Annotated in this window: 16 protein-coding genes; 9 read left to right on the top strand and 7 right to left on the bottom strand. The window is 64.8% G+C overall.

Annotation, left to right across the window (positions count from 1 at the left end; translation table 11 throughout):
- Positions 1–67: 67 nt before the first annotated feature.
- From JQ603_RS30380 to JQ603_RS30370, 3 genes are all read left to right on the top strand, one after another.
- Positions 68–1,408, top strand: a complete 1,341-nt coding sequence (locus JQ603_RS30380; RefSeq protein WP_212345181.1) for an ABC transporter substrate-binding protein — start codon at positions 68–70, stop codon at positions 1,406–1,408.
- Positions 1,409–1,564: 156 nt separating this feature from the next.
- Complete coding sequence (locus JQ603_RS30375; protein WP_212345178.1) at positions 1,565–2,524, top strand: carbohydrate ABC transporter permease; 960 nt, start codon at positions 1,565–1,567, stop codon at positions 2,522–2,524.
- Positions 2,517–3,419 (top strand): carbohydrate ABC transporter permease, encoded by a 903-nt coding sequence (locus JQ603_RS30370; protein WP_212345175.1) that lies wholly within the window; start codon positions 2,517–2,519, stop codon positions 3,417–3,419. Before JQ603_RS30375 ends, JQ603_RS30370 begins: the two co-directional genes overlap by 8 nt.
- A 6-nt stretch (positions 3,420–3,425) precedes the next feature.
- Here JQ603_RS30370 and JQ603_RS30365 read toward each other — a convergent pair whose 3' ends face one another.
- On the bottom strand, positions 3,426–4,319 hold the full coding sequence (locus JQ603_RS30365) for a LysR family transcriptional regulator (RefSeq protein ID WP_212345173.1): 894 nt from the start codon (positions 4,317–4,319) through the stop codon (positions 3,426–3,428).
- 363 nt (positions 4,320–4,682) lie between these two features.
- On the opposite strand from JQ603_RS30365, the gene JQ603_RS30360 reads away from it, so the two are divergent.
- Together JQ603_RS30360 and JQ603_RS30355 are read left to right on the top strand one after the other, a co-directional pair.
- Entirely contained in the window at positions 4,683–5,687 is a 1,005-nt protein-coding gene (locus tag JQ603_RS30360; RefSeq protein ID WP_212345171.1) for an alpha/beta fold hydrolase, read from the top strand.
- Positions 5,688–5,939: 252 nt separating this feature from the next.
- Positions 5,940–7,295, top strand: a complete 1,356-nt coding sequence (locus JQ603_RS30355) for an esterase-like activity of phytase family protein (RefSeq protein WP_212345169.1) — start codon at positions 5,940–5,942, stop codon at positions 7,293–7,295.
- Positions 7,296–7,493: 198 nt separating this feature from the next.
- Here the strand turns inward: JQ603_RS30355 and JQ603_RS30350 are convergent, their stop codons facing one another.
- The 6 genes from JQ603_RS30350 to JQ603_RS30325 form a co-directional block, all read right to left on the bottom strand.
- The gene (locus tag JQ603_RS30350) at positions 7,494–8,324 is read right to left on the bottom strand and encodes an energy transducer TonB family protein (protein ID WP_212345168.1); all 831 of its coding nucleotides are present in this window, start codon (positions 8,322–8,324) and stop codon (positions 7,494–7,496) included.
- Entirely contained in the window at positions 8,324–8,770 is a 447-nt protein-coding gene (exbD, locus tag JQ603_RS30345; protein WP_212345167.1) for a TonB system transport protein ExbD, read from the bottom strand. The genes JQ603_RS30350 and exbD overlap by 1 nt, the downstream gene beginning before the upstream one ends.
- Positions 8,771–8,773: 3 nt before the next feature.
- Entirely contained in the window at positions 8,774–9,550 is a 777-nt protein-coding gene (exbB, locus tag JQ603_RS30340) for a tonB-system energizer ExbB (RefSeq protein WP_212345165.1), read from the bottom strand.
- A gap of 23 nt (positions 9,551–9,573) precedes the next feature.
- Positions 9,574–10,077 carry a heme utilization cystosolic carrier protein HutX gene (gene hutX, locus JQ603_RS30335; RefSeq protein WP_212345163.1) on the bottom strand — a complete coding sequence of 168 codons (504 nt, stop codon included), beginning with the start codon at positions 10,075–10,077 and terminating at the stop codon, positions 9,574–9,576.
- Between the two features lie 24 nt (positions 10,078–10,101).
- Positions 10,102–10,437: an antibiotic biosynthesis monooxygenase family protein gene (locus JQ603_RS30330; protein WP_212345161.1), complete on the bottom strand. Its 336-nt coding sequence runs from the start codon at positions 10,435–10,437 to the stop codon at positions 10,102–10,104.
- A 97-nt stretch (positions 10,438–10,534) separates the two neighbouring features.
- Entirely contained in the window at positions 10,535–12,877 is a 2,343-nt protein-coding gene (locus tag JQ603_RS30325) for a TonB-dependent hemoglobin/transferrin/lactoferrin family receptor (protein WP_212345158.1), read from the bottom strand.
- A 260-nt stretch (positions 12,878–13,137) separates the two neighbouring features.
- Here JQ603_RS30325 and JQ603_RS38165 point away from each other — a divergent pair, with 260 nt between their 5' ends.
- The 4 genes from JQ603_RS38165 to JQ603_RS30305 are packed head-to-tail and all read left to right on the top strand — an operon-like array spanning position 13,138 to position 16,186.
- Positions 13,138–13,344 carry a hemin uptake protein HemP gene (locus JQ603_RS38165; protein WP_245003978.1) on the top strand — a complete coding sequence of 69 codons (207 nt, stop codon included), beginning with the start codon at positions 13,138–13,140 and terminating at the stop codon, positions 13,342–13,344.
- Between the two features lie 6 nt (positions 13,345–13,350).
- Entirely contained in the window at positions 13,351–14,301 is a 951-nt protein-coding gene (locus tag JQ603_RS30315) for a heme/hemin ABC transporter substrate-binding protein (protein ID WP_212345151.1), read from the top strand.
- The gene (locus JQ603_RS30310) at positions 14,298–15,389 is read left to right on the top strand and encodes a FecCD family ABC transporter permease (RefSeq protein WP_212345148.1); all 1,092 of its coding nucleotides are present in this window, start codon (positions 14,298–14,300) and stop codon (positions 15,387–15,389) included. The genes JQ603_RS30315 and JQ603_RS30310 overlap by 4 nt, the downstream gene beginning before the upstream one ends.
- Positions 15,386–16,186, top strand: a complete 801-nt coding sequence (locus JQ603_RS30305; RefSeq protein WP_212345145.1) for a heme ABC transporter ATP-binding protein — start codon at positions 15,386–15,388, stop codon at positions 16,184–16,186. Before JQ603_RS30310 ends, JQ603_RS30305 begins: the two co-directional genes overlap by 4 nt.
- The last annotated feature ends 35 nt before the right edge of the window (positions 16,187–16,221 follow it).

Raw genomic sequence — 16,221 nt, 5'->3', positions numbered from 1 at the left:
AGCGCCGGAACCGGAAGACCCTTCACCGGCGATCAACGCCGGGAAGGGAACATATAGGGAGGTACTGATGAGGAACGACATCACACGTCGTGATGCCTTGGCGCTGGGCCTGTCCGCTGCATCGCTCGTGGCCACCGGTGCTGCAGCGCAAACATCCAATATCAAAGCTGCCGACGTTTCGGCACCCAAGCTCGCCATCGAGAAGGGTGCATCGCTACGCATGCTGCGCCCGGTGCGCTTCGTCCAGGCCGACGAGGACGTGTTCCGCGCCAACGCAGCGAAGTTCACCAAGGACACCGGGGTCGAGGTCAAGGTCGACTTCGTCGGCTGGGAAGACATCAACCAGCAGACCGCGGTGACCTCGAATTCCGGCGCCGGCCCCGACATCATCATCGGCTTCTCCGACGCACCTCACATCTACATCGACAAGCTGATCGAACTCACCGACGTCGCCGACTATCTCGGCAAGCGCTATGGCGGCTGGCTGCCGCTCGCTCAGCGCTACGGCAAGAAGAACAAAAGCGATGCCTGGATCGGGCTGCCGTTCGGCGCCACCGCGGGTCCCCTGATCTACCGCAAATCGGCCCTGCAATCGGTCGGCTTCGACAAGGTGCCGGAAGACCATGCCGGAATTCTCGACCTGTGCCGCAAGCTGCACAAGGCCGGCAAGCCGGCCGGTTTCGCGCTCGGCAACGCCAAGGGCGACGGCAACGGCTTCGCCAACTGGGCGCTGTGGTCGCACAACGCCTCGCTGCTCGACGAGGAAGGCAACGTCACCATCAACAGCAAGGAGACGATCGCCGCCCTGAACTGGGTCAAGGAGGTATACCCGACCTTCATCGCCGGAACGCCGTCATGGAACGACGTCAGCAACAACCGCGCCTTTTCCTCGCAGGAGATCTTCCTGACCGCCAACGGCGTCTCGCTGTATTTCTCGCTGAAGAACGATCCGGCGACGAAGGCGATTGCCGAGGACAGCGAGCATCAGCTGCTGCCCAAGGGCCTCGCCAAGGTCTCTCCGATGGCTGGCCTGACGCTGAACGCCATGGTGTTCAAGCATAGCCCGTACCCCAACGCCGCCAAGGCCTTCCTGCAATACATGCTGGAAAAGGATCAGTACGAGCCGTGGCTCAATGCCAACTCCGGCTACTGGTCCCAGCCGCTGGCTGCCTATGCCGAAGCCGCCGTGTGGTCGCAAGACCCCAAGGTGAAGCTGTTCAAGGACACGATGAACAGCACCTATTATGACGGCTACAAGGGCCCGATCTCGACGGCGACCGGCGCGGTCAGTGCCGATTACGTGCTGATCCAGATGTGCGCCTCCGTCGCCACCGGCGCTGCCACGCCGGAAGCCGCGGCCGCGGAAGCCGAGCAGCGCTGCAAGCGCTACTTCCGGCGGCAGCGGTAGAGCCCGTCATTGCAAGCGAAGCGAAGCAATCCAGTCCGTCCCCGCAGCGACAGCCTGGATTGCTTCGTCGCTAAAGCGCAAAATTGCTACGCAATTTTGTCGCGAGCTTCCTCGCAATGACGACGTGGTGAAAGCCTAGAACAGGACAACACATCGATGTCCGTGACCACCCTCTCCTCCTCCGCCGCACTAGCGCGGCGGCAGCCGAACTGGATCGTGCGGCTGTTCGACTACAAGCCGTTCCTGATCGCGATGTGCCTTGCGCCGGCGCTCGGGCTGCTTGCCGTCTTCCTCACCTATCCGCTCGGCCTCGGCGTCTGGCTCGCCTTCACCGACACCACGATCGGCCGGCGCGGCATCTTCGTCGGCTTCGAGAATTTCCAGTATCTGCTGACCGACCCCTTGTGGTGGAACGCGGTGTTCTACAGCGTGTTCTACACGGGGGTCGCGACCTTCGGGAAGTTCGCGCTCGGCTTCTGGCTGGCGTTGCTGCTCAACAACCATTTCCCGTTCAAGAGCCTGCTGCGCGCCATCGTGCTGCTGCCCTGGATCGTGCCGACGGTGCTCTCGGCGCTGGCGTTCTGGTGGATCTACGATCCGCAGTTCTCGATCATCTCGTATCTGCTGGTCGACGTGCTGCACTGGAAGTCGAGCAATATCGACTTCCTCGGCTCGCCCTGGCCGGCGCGGTTCTCGCTGATCGCCGCCAACATCTGGCGCGGCATTCCCTTCGTCGCGATCTCGTTGCTGGCCGGCCTGCAGACCATCTCGCCCTCGCTCTACGAGGCCGCGATGCTCGACGGCGCCAGCGCCTGGCAGCGCTTCCGCTACATCACCTTCCCGATGATGATGCCGATCCTCGCCATCGTCATGACGTTCTCGATCATCTTCACCTTCACCGATTTCCAGCTCGTCTACGCCATCACCCGCGGCGGTCCGGTGAACTCGACGCACCTCTTGGCGACGCTGGCGTTCCAGCGCGGCATCGCCGGTGGCGAGCTCGGCGAGGGCGCCGCGATCGCGGTATCGATGATCCCGTTCCTGGTGTTCGCGACGCTGTTCTCCTATTTCGGCCTGGCGCGCCGCAAATGGCAGCAGGGAGAGGCCAATGACTGACACCGTCGCGCAACCGACCACCGTCGCCGACGCGAAAGCGCCGCCCGACACCATGGCCTGGGATTCCGGGCTGCGGCGGCTGATGATGATCTACCTGCCGCTCGGCTGCTTCGTGCTGATCCTGCTGTTTCCGTTCTACTGGATGGCGATCACCTCGTTCAAGCCGAACGCGGAACTGATGAACTACAAGGACAACAACCCGTTCTGGATCTCCTCGCCGACGCTCGCCCACATCAAGCATCTGCTGTTCAACACCGCCTATCCGCACTGGTTGAAGACGACGATGCTGGTTGCGATCGGCTCGACCACGCTGTCGCTGATCGCGAGCACGCTGGCGGCCTATGCGATCGAACGCCTGCGCTTCCGCGGCAGTCCCTATGTCGGCCTCGGCATCTATCTCGCCTATCTCGTGCCGCCCTCGATCCTGTTCATTCCGCTCGCGACCGTCGTGGTGCAGTTCGGCCTGTTCGACTCGCCGATTGCCCTGATCCTGGTCTATCCGACCTTCCTGGTGCCGTTCTGCACCTGGCTGCTGATCGGCTATTTCAAGTCGATCCCCTACGAGCTCGAGGAATGCGCCCTGGTCGACGGTGCCACGCGCCTGCAGATCCTGCGCCGGATCACGCTGCCGCTGGCGGTGCCCGGCCTGATCTCGGCCGGCATCTTCTCCTTCACGCTGTCCTGGAACGAGTTCATCTACGCGCTCGCCTTCATCCAGAGCGGCGCCAACAAGACCGTGCCGGTCGCGATCCTGACCGAGCTCGTCACCGGCGACGTCTACCAATGGGGTGCACTGATGGCGGGCTCGCTGCTCGGCTCGCTGCCGGTCGCGATCTTCTACTCGCTGTTCGTGGACTATTACGTGTCGTCCCTGACCGGCGCGGTCAAGGAGTAACAGAATTTAGGCCAGCCGGGCCTTGAGGCGCGGCGTGACCCAATCCAGAAAGGCGCGGAGCTTGAGCGGCGCAGGCTTTCGCTCCGCATAGACGATATGCACGGGCCAGGGCTCCTGCTCGAATTCCTCCAGCATGAGGACGAGCTGGCCGGCACGGCGCGCAGCCTCCATCTTGTAGGACATCACGCGCGTGATGCCGGCACCTGCGACCGCAGCTTCGACCGCCGCCTCCGAGTCGCTCACCGTCAATCTCGACCGTATCGGCACCGTGACTTCGCTGCCGTCCTTGACGAACTTCCAGCTCTTCTGCGCCGCATGGCTGTCGACGCCGATACAATCGTGCGAGGCGAGATCGGTGGGCTCGTTCGGATGCCCCCGTTTCGCGAGGTATCCGGGACTGGCGCAGAGCGCGAACCGGACCGAGCCGACCCGGGTCGCGATCAGGTTGCTGTCCGGCAGACTGCCGATTCGAATCGACACATCGATATTCTCGTCGACGGTGTTGACGATGCGGTCGGTGAGGACGAGCCGCAGCGCGATCTCGGGATAAGCCTCCATGAACTCGAGCGCGATCGGCAGAAGGTGCATGTGGCCCAGTCCCCACGGCGACGTGACCGCGAGATCGCCCCTCGGACTTCTGTACTCGCCGGAGACCTCCCTCTCGGCATCGTCCACCTGCTCGATGATCCGCTTGCAGGCCTCGATATAGGATCGTCCCGCATCGGTCAGCGTCATCTGGCGCGACGACCTCTGAAACAGCTGGGCGTTCAGCCGCGCCTCCAGCTCGGCAACCGTTCGGCTGACCGTTGCGACCGGCATCCTGAGGCGCCGGGAGGCTGCCGAGAAGCTTCCTGTTTCATTGACGGCGATGATCACCGACATCGCCTCCAGCCGGTCCATCAGTCGCGTCTTTCCGTAACCTGAGAAGTAGCTTCTCAATCATATGGACTGCTGCCGCCAGCCGCAATCGGTTACGCGAAGCTCGCTGCGGACTTTGGAATGGGACGGCTGGAAGCTTGCCTGGAAAACGATCAATCGACGAATGCCGGACAGCATTCGGCTGCTCGCAATTCCGGCACCTCGGCCTGACGCGCGAAGGCAGCGTGGAGTTGGATCTGCCTTCGGCATTCCCTGGCGCATCAACCACAAGCCCGCCGATCACACGGCCACCGGCTGCATTGACAGCCGTCATCGCAAAATCCAGCGCCGGGCTCGCGGCGACCGACGAATACAATCATCACCGATTTTGACTGGGAGATCGACATGAGCACCGAGAACATCACACGCCCATCAGCCGGCCTCGATCGCCGACATCTCGTCCTTGGCCTGTCCGGAGTTGCGGTTGCCGCGGCTGCGCCGGCTGCCGCGAAGCCGCAACGCGATCGCTCCGAAACCGGCGGCGGCTATCCGGTCACGTACCATCGGACCAGGACCGTCGACGGGATCAAGATCTTCTATCGCGAATCCGGGCCGAAGGATGCGCCCGTGGTGCTGCTGCTGCACGGCTTTCCGACCTCCTCCCACATGTTCCGCAACCTGATCCCGGCGCTCGCGGACCGGTATCATGTGATCGCCCCCGATTATCCCGGCTACGGCCAGAGCGACATGCCGCCGCGGGCGTCATTCAAGTACACGTTCGATCGCTTCGGCGAGCTCGTCGACGGCCTGCTCGACCAGCTCGGCGTCAAGCGCTACGCGATGTACGTCATGGACTACGGTGCTCCGGTCGGCTGGCGGCTGGCGCTGAAGCATCCCGAGCGCGTCAGCGGCCTCATCGTCCAGAACGGCAACGCCTATGATGAAGGACTGAAGGAGTTCTGGAATCCGATCAAGCAATACTGGGCTGACGGCTCCGACGCGAGCCGTCAGGCGCTGATGAAGCTATTGACGCTGGAGACGACCAAATTCCAGTACACCGACGGCATGTCGGACGCGAGCCGGATCTCGCCCGACAATTGGATCCATGACCAGGCGCTGCTGGACCGGCCGGGCAACAACGACGTCCAGCTCGATATGTTCTACGACTATCGAACCAATCTGCCGCTGTATCCGGCGGTGCAGGCCTACTTCCGCAAGCACAAGCCGCCGACGCTGATCGTCTGGGGCAAGAACGATTTCATCTTTCCTGCCGACGGCGCCCATCCCTACAAGCGCGACCTGCCCCAGGTGGAGTTTCATCTGATCAACTCCGGCCATTTCCTGCTCGAGGACAGGTTCGACGAGGTCACTCCCCTGATCCGCGATTTCCTCGCCCGCAAGATTACCTGAAGCGCGATGAGATTTGAATGAATCGTCATCGCGCTTCAGGTTGTTGTTTGCGCATGATCTTTCCGGAAAACCGCTTCGCACTATTCCGGATCATGCTTTAGCCCTCAATCGGATTCCGCGAGGTCGCCGCGCACGCGGCCACCTCGTCGGATTCGATCAGGGAGCGGGAGGGTGCTGCGGCGTTTGGCCCGATTTCACAAAACTGCAACATGCGATCCGCATAAGGCGTGCGTCCGTTAACAGGAGACGCACATGCGCGCGACTTTTCTCAGCACCGTCGCAACGATCATTCTCACCGCGAGCACGGCGCTCGCGCAGAGCGAAGGCGAATTCCCGGCCAAGCTCGCCGGCCACGTGGTGATGCCGGCCGCCACCTTCATCGACGCGCCCGCCGACGCGCCGGCCGATCTCAAGACCTCGGGCAAGTACACCACCGGCAAGCGCGTCGACGCGCTCGGCACCGTCATGGGCAAGTCCTATGAGCGTCCGACCGGCGTGTCGCTGCCGTTCAAGGGGCAGCCGCTGCAGGGCCATTCCGGCATCAAGCACATGCCCGACGGCAGCTATTGGGTGATCACCGACAACGGCATGGGCGCACGCGCCAACTCGCCGGATTCGATGCTGTACCTCAACCGCTACAAGATGGACTGGGCGAACGGCAAGATCGAGCGTCAGGAGACCATCTTCCTGCACGACCCCGACAAGAAGGTGCCCTTCCGCATCGTGCATGAGGATACCCAGAAGCGCTATCTCACCGGCTCGGACTTCGACACCGAAGGCTTCCAGATCATCGGCGAGAATTTCTGGATCGGTGACGAGTTCGGCCCCTACATCCTGAAGGCGGACAAGACCGGAAAGATCCTCGGCGTGTTCGAGACGGTGGCCGACGGCAAGCCGGTGCGCTCGCCGGATAACTGGGCCGTCGCGACGCCGGGCGCGCCCGGCGCGACCTATACCAACGTCAATCTCCGTCGCTCCAAGGGCTATGAAGGCTTCGCCGCGTCGAAGGACGGAAAATTCCTCTACGGCCTGCTCGAGGGGCCGTTGTGGGATGCCGACAAGAAGGACTGGGAGAAGGTTGACGGCAAGGAAGCCTCCCGCATCCTCGAATTCGACGTCGCCGCCGAGAAGTTCACCGGCCGCTACTGGCAATATGTGTTCGAGCAGAACGGCAACGCCATCGGCGACTTCAACATGATCGATCAGGCCTCCGGCCTCATCATCGAGCGCGACAACGGCGAAGGCACCGCCGACAAGGCCTGCCCGCAAGGCCAGCGCGGCGAGAACTGCTTCCCCGACATCGCCAAGTTCAAGCGCATCTACAAGATCGAGCTTTCGGACGCCAATGTCGGCAAGCCCGTGCGGAAGATCGGCTACATCGACCTGATGAAGATCCAGGATCCCGACAAGAAGGCAAGGAAGCCGCTGAATGACGGCGTCTACACCTTCCCGTTCTTCACCATCGAGAACGTCGATCGCGTCGATGACACCCACATCATCGCGGGCAACGACAACAATCTGCCGTTCTCCTCCAGCCGCGATCCCAACAAGGCCGATGACGACGAGTTCATGCTGCTCGAAGTCGCGGACTTCCTGAAGGCGAAGTAAGCTGGCGCTCTCTCAACACGGTCATCGCCCGGCTCGACCGGGCGATCCAGTACGCCGCAGCGCCAGCGATTGAACCGTGAGGCCTCGGCGTACTGGATGCCCCGGTCCCGTCTCCGCCAAGGCTACGCCGGGGCCACAAGTGTACCCGGCCCGCCGGAGCTTTAGCGAAGGCGGCAAGCCGGGGCATGACAGAGGCCGCTACCGGATCGAGAACGAGATCGGCACGGTGAAGCTCATCGTGGCGTGCGTGATCTCCGCTGGAAACGCAGGAAAGGGCTGCGCCCGGCGGACCATCGCCATGGTCTCGGCGTCGAGTGCCGAATAGCCGGACGAACCGGCAAGGCGGCTGCCGAGAACCTGGCCGCTGCGACTGAGCGTGAAGCTGAGCCGCGCGACACCGTTCTCGCCGGCGGCTTTCGACGCCGGCGGATATTGCTTGAAGCGTTGCAGATGCGCCGCCACCATCTGGTTATAGGACGCGATCGCCGCCGCCGATGCGCCCGCGCTCACGGCCGATGCGGCCGGAGCCTGCCGCTCTGCGCGCCCCGAGGCCGTGGTGCGTGGGGCCGGCGTCGCATGGCTCGGCTTCTTCGCCTCGGGACGAACCACCTTCGGCTTGACCGGCTCAGGCCTGGCCTCGGTGACGACCTTGGCGGACTCCGCCTCCGCCGGCTTCAGCTTCTGCTCGGGCGGCGCAACGACCTCCGGCTTGTCCTGCGGAGGCGTCGGCGCAAGGGTCTCTTCAACAGCCTGCGGGGCCGCCCAATCCGGTGGAGAAGCGTCCGCCTGCTCCATCACCGGCCCCGGCGCGAGGTCGAGCGGGGTCGACTGCGGCGCCGACGTTACCGGCGACATATCCACCATGATCGCCGGCAGGCTGACGCCCTGCTCCGGTTGCGACTTGAGAAAGCTCATGGCAAGCAGCGCGGCGGCGACGTGCAACGCCACGATCACCGCGCCCGATGCGCCCCAGCGCGCGGTCTCACGCTCTCGGAGCGGCTCGTGCAGCGCAAAGGCGTTCGCGGCCATCAGCTGCGTCCGTCGAGGCCGACGAGAGCGACCTTGAGATAGCCGGCGTTGCGCAGGGTGTTCATCACCTCCATCAGGTCGCCATAGGAGACGGCCTTGTCGGCGCGCAGATAGATACGCTCGTCCTTGCGGCCCTTTGTGACGGCATCGAGCGAGGTGCTGAGAGCGTCGCGACCCACGACGTCTTCGCCGACCGCGATCGAAAGGTCCGGCTTCACCGTGACGAAGACCGGCTTGTCCGGCCGCGGCGCCGGCTCGGCGGCAGTTGCCGGCAGCTCGACGCCGATGTCGACGGTGGCCAGTGGGGCTGCCACCATGAAGATGATCAGCAGCACCAGCATCACGTCGATGAACGGCGTGACGTTGATCTCATGGGTGACGTCGAGATCGCCGGGGTCGCCGCGCCTGAGCGGCGAAGGCGAACGTGCGCCGAGCTTCGCAGCCATGGCCTACTCCGCCGCCCGGGCCAGGCGGAACTCCCTGTGGTCCCGCTGACGGCTGACCAGCAGCATCAGCTGCGCCGAGGCGTCGCCGAGCAGAGCCCGATAATTGGCGATACCGCGGACGAGATGATTGTAGATCACCACCGCCGGAATCGCCGCGACGAGGCCGAGCGCGGTCGCAAGCAGCGCCTCCGCAATGCCCGGCGCGACCACGGCGAGGCTGGTGGTGTGGCTCTCGGAGATGCCGATGAACGAGTTCATGATGCCCCAGACCGTGCCGAACAGGCCGACGAAGGGTGCGGTGGCGCCGATGGTCGCGAGCACGCCGGTGCCGCGCGCGATCTGACGGGACATCGCTGCCTCGACCCGCTCCAGCCGCAACGCGATGCGCTCCTGGAGGCCATCATCGACGATGCCGCCGGAGAGCTCTGCCTCCTTCGCGCAGGACTGGATGAGCTGGGCGACGGCATCGTGCGCATCTCCGGTCCGCTCCGCCGCCTCCGCCAGCTTCATCCTGCCTTCGAGCGCGCGCGTGCGCTCGACGGCGAGCGCGCTCTTGCGGCGGAGCTCGATGCTCTTGGCGAGCCACACCGTCCACGTCACCAGCGAGGCGATGGCGAGCCCCACCATCACTGCCTTCACGACGATGTCGGCGCCGAGAAACATGCCCCAGGGCGACAGATTGCGCGGCAACAGCGCCTCGTCGATCGCGAAGGCCGGCGCCGGCGCGAGCGTCAGCGCGGTTGTCAGAATCACGTGCCGAAGCCCCGACTTGCTTTGCATCCTGATCTCCCGACAGAAAAAAGCTACGCCGCGATCCGATCTGCGAGCTGACGGAACCGCTCCAGCTGGTCGGCACGCAGCGCCCGGGTCTCGTCGCGGCCGACGAAGACCTTGAACATGATGCCGCCGTCGGCATTGACGAAGGCGATGAAGGCCGAGCTCTTGCCCATGAAGGGCCGCTCGACGAAGGCAACGGCCGCACAACGCTCGTGGCGGAGATGGCCGTGCAATCCCTTCGGCTGCATCAGGTTGAAATAACCGCGGCCGACCTCGCCCGCCGGCACGGCTCCGGTGAACTCGAAGATCGCATCATCGGTGTGGACGATCAGCGTGACCTCGCCCCACGCCGCGATGTCCTGCATGGCCGCGGCGAAATGCTCGCCGCCGCCGATGCGCACCATGGACGGCGGCAGCGCCTCGATCACCGCACGCGGTGTGACCTTGCGCTCGCGCGCGACGTCCTCGATCACCGCGCCGGGATTGTCGGCCATATGCGCTCTGAGATCGGCAAGATCCTTGCTCAGCATGTCCTGCTCTCCGCCTGCCGCGATCTAAGCAGCCGCGTTCGTCTTGCGCTCGGTCATGATGACCTCGAAGCCCTCGAACTTGGGGTGGCCGAGATAGAGGCTCTCCCCGGTCTTGTTGTCGGCGCGCGCATGGGCGCGGCGGAATTCGTCCGACTTCGTCCAGGCCTCGAAGGCCGCCTTGTCGACCCACACCGTGTGCGAGGAATACAGCGTGTGGTCCTCGGCGACCGGTCCCTTGAGCAGATGGAATTCGACGAAGCCCGCCATGCTGCCGAGATAGGATTCACGGGTGCGCCAGACGGTCTCGAACGCGGCTTCCGAGCCGAGCTTCACCTGGAAACGATTCATGGCGATGAACATAAAGGTCTCTCCTTGTTGAAGACGAAAACGCGCCGAAGCCGCGCTGGAGCATCAGCGCGGCCCGGCGGATGTTTATGGTGTTGCGGCGCCTCTCGGCTTACGCACCTCCGAAGTGGATCTTCATGCCGGCCTTGTAGACCCGGCCCGGGCCCGGGCTCGACCACAGCACGTCGTTCTGCGACGTGCCGTCGGTCGAGCTGCCGGGAATGGCATAGGGCCGGTAGTACTGGTTCAGGAGGTTATCGATCGAAGCCGTGAACACGATGTCCCTGGTCGCGTTGTAGGTCAGGTACAGGTTGACCAGCTCGTAGCCCGTCGCCGGCAGGTAGCCGGCGGGCACGTCGTTGTTGGGACCGTACGAAGCCCACTGCGCCGACAGGATCAGCGTGCGGTCGAGCAGGCGGACACCGCCGGTCGTGACGACCTTGCGCGGGGTGATGGTCGCAAGCCCGATATTGGTCGCGACGTTCTTGCCCTGGATGTAGTGGCCGGCGACGCCGACAAACCAGTTGCCGGCATCGTACATCGTCTCCGCCTCGAAGCCCTGGATGCGGGCCCGCGCGATGTTCTGATACTGGTAGTATTGCGCGAACGAGCCAACACCCGGGAACGTCACGAAGCCGAACGAGACAAGGTCGATATAGTCGCTGACGTCGTTGCGGAACAGGTTGATCTTGCCGCGGAACGAGTCGGACGCGGTGAAGATGTTGTCGTATTTCAGGTTGAAGCCGACTTCCTTGTTCTTGCCGACTTCGGGACGAAGGTTCGGGTTGGGCAGGAAGCAGAACAGGCCCACGGTGCCGTCCGGACAGGGGAAGAGAGCCGGTCCGCCACCGGTCGCATGAGCGCCGGAGATCACGGTTTCGGTGATCGACGGAGCGCGGTAGCCTTCGGCATAGCTGACATAGGGCTGGAAGCCGGCGACGGGCGTGACACCCAGGGTGATCTTGGGCGAGAAGCGATCGCCACCACCGCTGGTCTTACCGGAGTCCAGATCATAGCGGTCATAGCGGATCGCGCTCACCGCCTCGAACCAGGTGCCGTAGTTCTGCTTCAACTGGACGAAACCGCCCGACACGGTGCGGATGCCGCTCGGCGTGGTGATGTTCGAGTTGCCGCGGCTGTCGGTCGTGATCACGTCGTCCTGGAAGGCGTCGACGCCCCAGGTGACGGCATTGCGCCAGTCGCCGACGTTGAAACGCGTGGTGTTATTGACGTCGATGCCGTACGTATTGAGGACATAGCCGCGCTTGTCGCCGACGCAGCCGGAGATGTTGTTGCCGAAATTGCCGGTACCACAGAGGGCCGCGCCCGACGTCGAATAGTGATAGGTCTTGGTCTGGTCGTTGTCGACGCGGTTGCCATAGACCGACATGTGCCAGTCGAACAGATTGTCGCTCGGCAGCGAATAGTTCCAGGTGATGGTGCCGGTGTAGTTCTTCGCATCGGAGGCGTAGACCGACGAGCCCTGATAGAGCGCGCGCTGGGCCGGGGTCGCCACCGGGCCCCGATTGAACTGGCCGATATCGTATTGATAGTCCTGGAACACGGCACCGAACTTGACCTCGTGACCGAGGGCGGGGCGCACCGTGAGCTTCATCAACCCGGCCTCGACCTGGTTGCCGGTGTTGCCGATCTCGGTGCCGTTGCCGTCCTTGTAATTGCCCTGCGTGCGGTAGACCGCGCCGCCGAAGATATCGACCTCGGGGGTCGCGCGCACGCCGCCGAACACCGAACCGAGGCCGCGATTGTTGTTGGAGCCGTAGGAGCCGGAGAGATCGACGCCCCAGCGCTCGCCGGGACGCAGCACGTCGTCGATGTCCTTGGTGCGGAACGAGACCACACCACCGATCGCGCCGGAGCCGTAGATGTTGGCGGTGGGGCCGCGCACGACATCGACGCCGCCGATCAATTCAGGATCGAGGAAGAAGGAGCCGTTGGCGTTGTGACCGGTGCGCTGGTAGTTCTGCCGCGCGCCGTCGACGACGACTGCGACGCGGCCGAAATCCTGCAAGCCGCGGATGTTGATGACGGTCGCAGGATCGTCGCCGCGCTCCTGGAACGACACGCCGGGCACAGCATAGAAGATGTCCGAGAGCCGGTTCGGCTGGATTCCCTGGATCTGGTCGAGCGTGATCGAGCTGACCGGCGCGAGCGCATCGATGGCGCGCTCCTTGGTCTTGGTTGCGGCGACGGTGATGGTGTCGAGCACCTGAACCGGCGCCGTGCTGCCGGCCTGGGCGCGGGCGTTCAGGGTTTCAGGCGTTGCCTGCTGCGCGACTTGCGGCTTGGACGGCTTGCGCTTGGCCTGTTTCGGTGACGCGTTTTCAGCCTGCTGCGAAGCGGTCTGCGCAAAGCCGCTTGCCGGCATCACTGCCGCAATTGAAACCACCGACGCGCCCAAAATCAGGGCGCGCGAATACCTAGCCCCGTCAGCCATATCAGCCCCAGCCTGCACTTCACTTCAATTTTGTTTGTCGTCTGGCTGGCGTGCGCCGCACGGCGCGGCGACTGGCTGGCTGATTTATCAAGGCGCGGACATCCGTCCGCTGCCATATTTGGTTACGTGGCAACACTCTGACGGTCAATGACCGCAGGTTGCAGTTTATATCAATTGTAAATTGGCGCCGTTGGAATGCGCCTGATGGCGCCTATACAAGCAGGCAGCATCTGAATTTACGAAAGCGCATCACACCCAAAATGTCGGCCACATCAGGAGACAAGAGCGGCGATGCGGCAGGGCCGACACAAAGCCCTTCTGCAACAACGAGAACACTCACCATGCGAGGAGGCCGGATCGACAGCCGCGAGCTGTTCGCGCATGAGCGCGAGATCATCATCGCACATGGCGAGGACAGCTATCGGCTTCGCCTGACCTCACAGAACAAGCTGATCCTGACGAAGTAACCTGTAATGACATTTTGTCGCACCCTCGCGAACCTCATGCTCACCGCCACCATCGCGGTTGCGTCCAGCGCACATGCCGCAGGCATCACGGTGCATGACGCGCGTGATCGCGATGTCGCGGTCATCGATTTTGCCCGCACGGTCTCGATCGGCGGCGCCATCACCGAGATCCTCTATGCGCTCGGGCTGGAAAGCCGGCTGGTCGGCGTCGACACCACGAGCCTCTATCCGGCCGCTGCGCTGCACGACAAACCCAACGTCGGCTACATGCGCCAGATCTCGGCCGAGGGCGTGCTCGGCCTCAACCCGACGCTGATCCTGGCGATCCAGGGCTCGGGCCCGCGCGAGACCATGGACATCCTGGAGACGGCGAAGGTGCCGCTGGTGCTGGTGCCCGAGACCTTCTCCGAGGAAGGGCTGATCGGGAAGATCAAGCTGGTCGGCCACGCCATGGGCGTCGATGCGCGCGCTGAATGTCTCAGCGCCGCGGTCGGCGCCGATCTCGCCCAGCTCCGCGCGCTGCGCGCCAAGGTGACGAAGCCGGTGCGCGTGATGTTCGTGATGTCGCTCCAGAACGGGCGCGCAATGGTCGCCGGCCACAAGACCGCGGCCGACGAAATCATCCAGCTCGCGGGCGCCGCCAACGCGGTCGACGATTACGACGGCTACAAGGTGATCGGCGACGAGGCGATCGTGGCCGCAAAGCCCGACGTCGTGCTGTCGATCGAGCGCGGCAAGGATTCGCTGCAGGCCGATGCAGTCTATGCACATCCCGGCTTTGCGCTGACCCCGGTCGCGGCCAACAAGAGCTTCATCACCATGGACGGCCTCTATCTGCTCGGCTTCGGGCCGCGCACGGCGGCGGCGGCGCGCGATCTCTCGGTCAAGCTGTATCCGGCCTTGGCCGATGGCGGCGCATTCACGTCGGCCCTGTCGGCGGCGAATTGCCGGCAATGAGCGTGGCGGTCGGGACCGGGGCACGGAGCCTGCGACGACCTGCAGGACGGCGGTCCGCATCGTTCGCGATCCCCCTTCTGGTTGCGGCGCTGCTCGCCACCGCCATCGTTGCCCTGACGGTCGGTGCAGCCGGCATTCCCCTGTCCCGGCTTCCTGCTGCGCTCGGCTTCATCAGCAACACCACCGCCGATGCCATGACGACGCGCGACCAGCTCGTGCTGTGGTCGATCCGCATCCCCCGCATCGCCGCGACTGCGATGGTCGGCGGGCTGCTGGCGGCGGCCGGCGCGATCATGCAAGGACTGTTTCGCAACCCGCTGGCCGATCCCGCCCTCGTCGGCGTCTCCAGCGGCGGCGCGCTCGCGGCCGCGAGCGCAATCGTCTTCACGGATTCACGCTTCGGCGAGGCGCTGCGCTTCCTCCAGACCGAGCTGCTGCCACTCGCCGCCTTCGCGGGCTCGCTGGCGACCACCGCAATCCTCTACGGCATCTCCAGCCGCTCGGGGCGGACCTCGATCGCGATCTTCCTGCTTGCCGGCGTCGCCATCACCGCGATCGCCAACGCGGGCATCGGACTTCTCGTGTTCATCGCCGATGATCGCCAGCTGCGCGACATCACGTTCTGGATGCTCGGCTCGATGAGCGGCGCGACCTGGGCCAAGGCCGCCGTCCTTGCGCCGGTCCTTGTTGTCGGGCTCGCAGCCTGCGCCTTCATCGCCCGCGGCCTCGATCTGCTGGTGCTTGGCGAGGCCGACGCATTTCACGGCGGCGTCGATGTCGAGCGCCTCAAGCGCATCTCGATCGTCATGGTCTCCGCCATGACCGGCGTCGCGGTGTCTATCAGCGGCGTCATCGGCTTCGTCGGCATCGTCGTGCCGCATCTGCTCCGCCTCGTTATTGGACCTGCGCATCGGCTGCTGCTACCCGCCTCGGTGCTGCTCGGCGCCATCCTGATGGTCGGCGCCGACACGCTGGCGCGCACCATCGTCGCGCCCGCGGAAATGCCGATCGGCATCCTAACCGCCGCCGTCGGCGCGCCGGTTTTCCTCGGCATCCTGCTGCGGCAGCGCGGGCTCGCCGCGCTATGAGCGCCGTGATCGAGGCGCGCGGCCTGGTCAAGCGCGCCGGCCGCGCGACGTTGCTCGATGGCGTCGGCCTGACCGTTGCCGCCGGTGAGATGGTCGCCATCATCGGCCCGAACGGCGCCGGCAAGTCGACGCTGCTGCGGCTGCTCTCCGGCGATCTCCGCCCAAGCGAGGGCGAGGTGCGGTTGAAGCAGCGCGACATCGGCACCTACACGCCGCGCGAGCTTGCTGCGCGCCGCGCGATGCTGTCGCAGCACATCAACGTGACGTTTCCCTTCACGGTCGAGGAGATCGTGCTGATGGGCGCTGGCGAACGCGGCGCGCGCGATGCCGCTCCGCTGGTCGACGCCGCGCTGGACGAGGTGGGCCTGGCGCATTTCCGCGGGCGGCAATTGCCGACGCTGTCGGGCGGCGAGCAGCAGCGCGCCCATTTCGCCCGCGTGCTGGTGCAGCTCGCCTGCGGCGAGGCCGAGCATGGTCCCGGCCTCCTCCTGCTGGACGAGCCGACCTCGAGCCTCGATCTGCGCCACCAGATCGACCTCGTCGAAGCGGCGCGCCGCCGCGCTGGCAGCGGCACCGCGGTGATCGCGATCCTGCACGACCTCAATCTCGCGATCCGCTTTGCCGACCGGCTCATCGTGCTGAGCGGCGGCCGGCTCGCCGCGGACGGCTCGCGAGCCGAGGTCGTCACGCGCGAGATCATCCGCGATATTTTCGAGATCGACGCCGTCGTCCATCAGGCCGACGGCGTGCCGTATGTGCTGCCGCAGTCGATGCGGGCGGCGCCCGCTTCGCGATGACGGTGCACTCCCTCGCCCCGCTTGCGGGGCCAGGT

The sequence above is a fragment of the Bradyrhizobium liaoningense genome, from assembly GCF_018130825.1.
GTDB classification, from domain to species: domain Bacteria; phylum Pseudomonadota; class Alphaproteobacteria; order Rhizobiales; family Xanthobacteraceae; genus Bradyrhizobium; species Bradyrhizobium liaoningense_B.
Note: the sequence above shows the minus strand (reverse complement) of the source record. Positions and strands in the feature narration are given on the sequence as shown.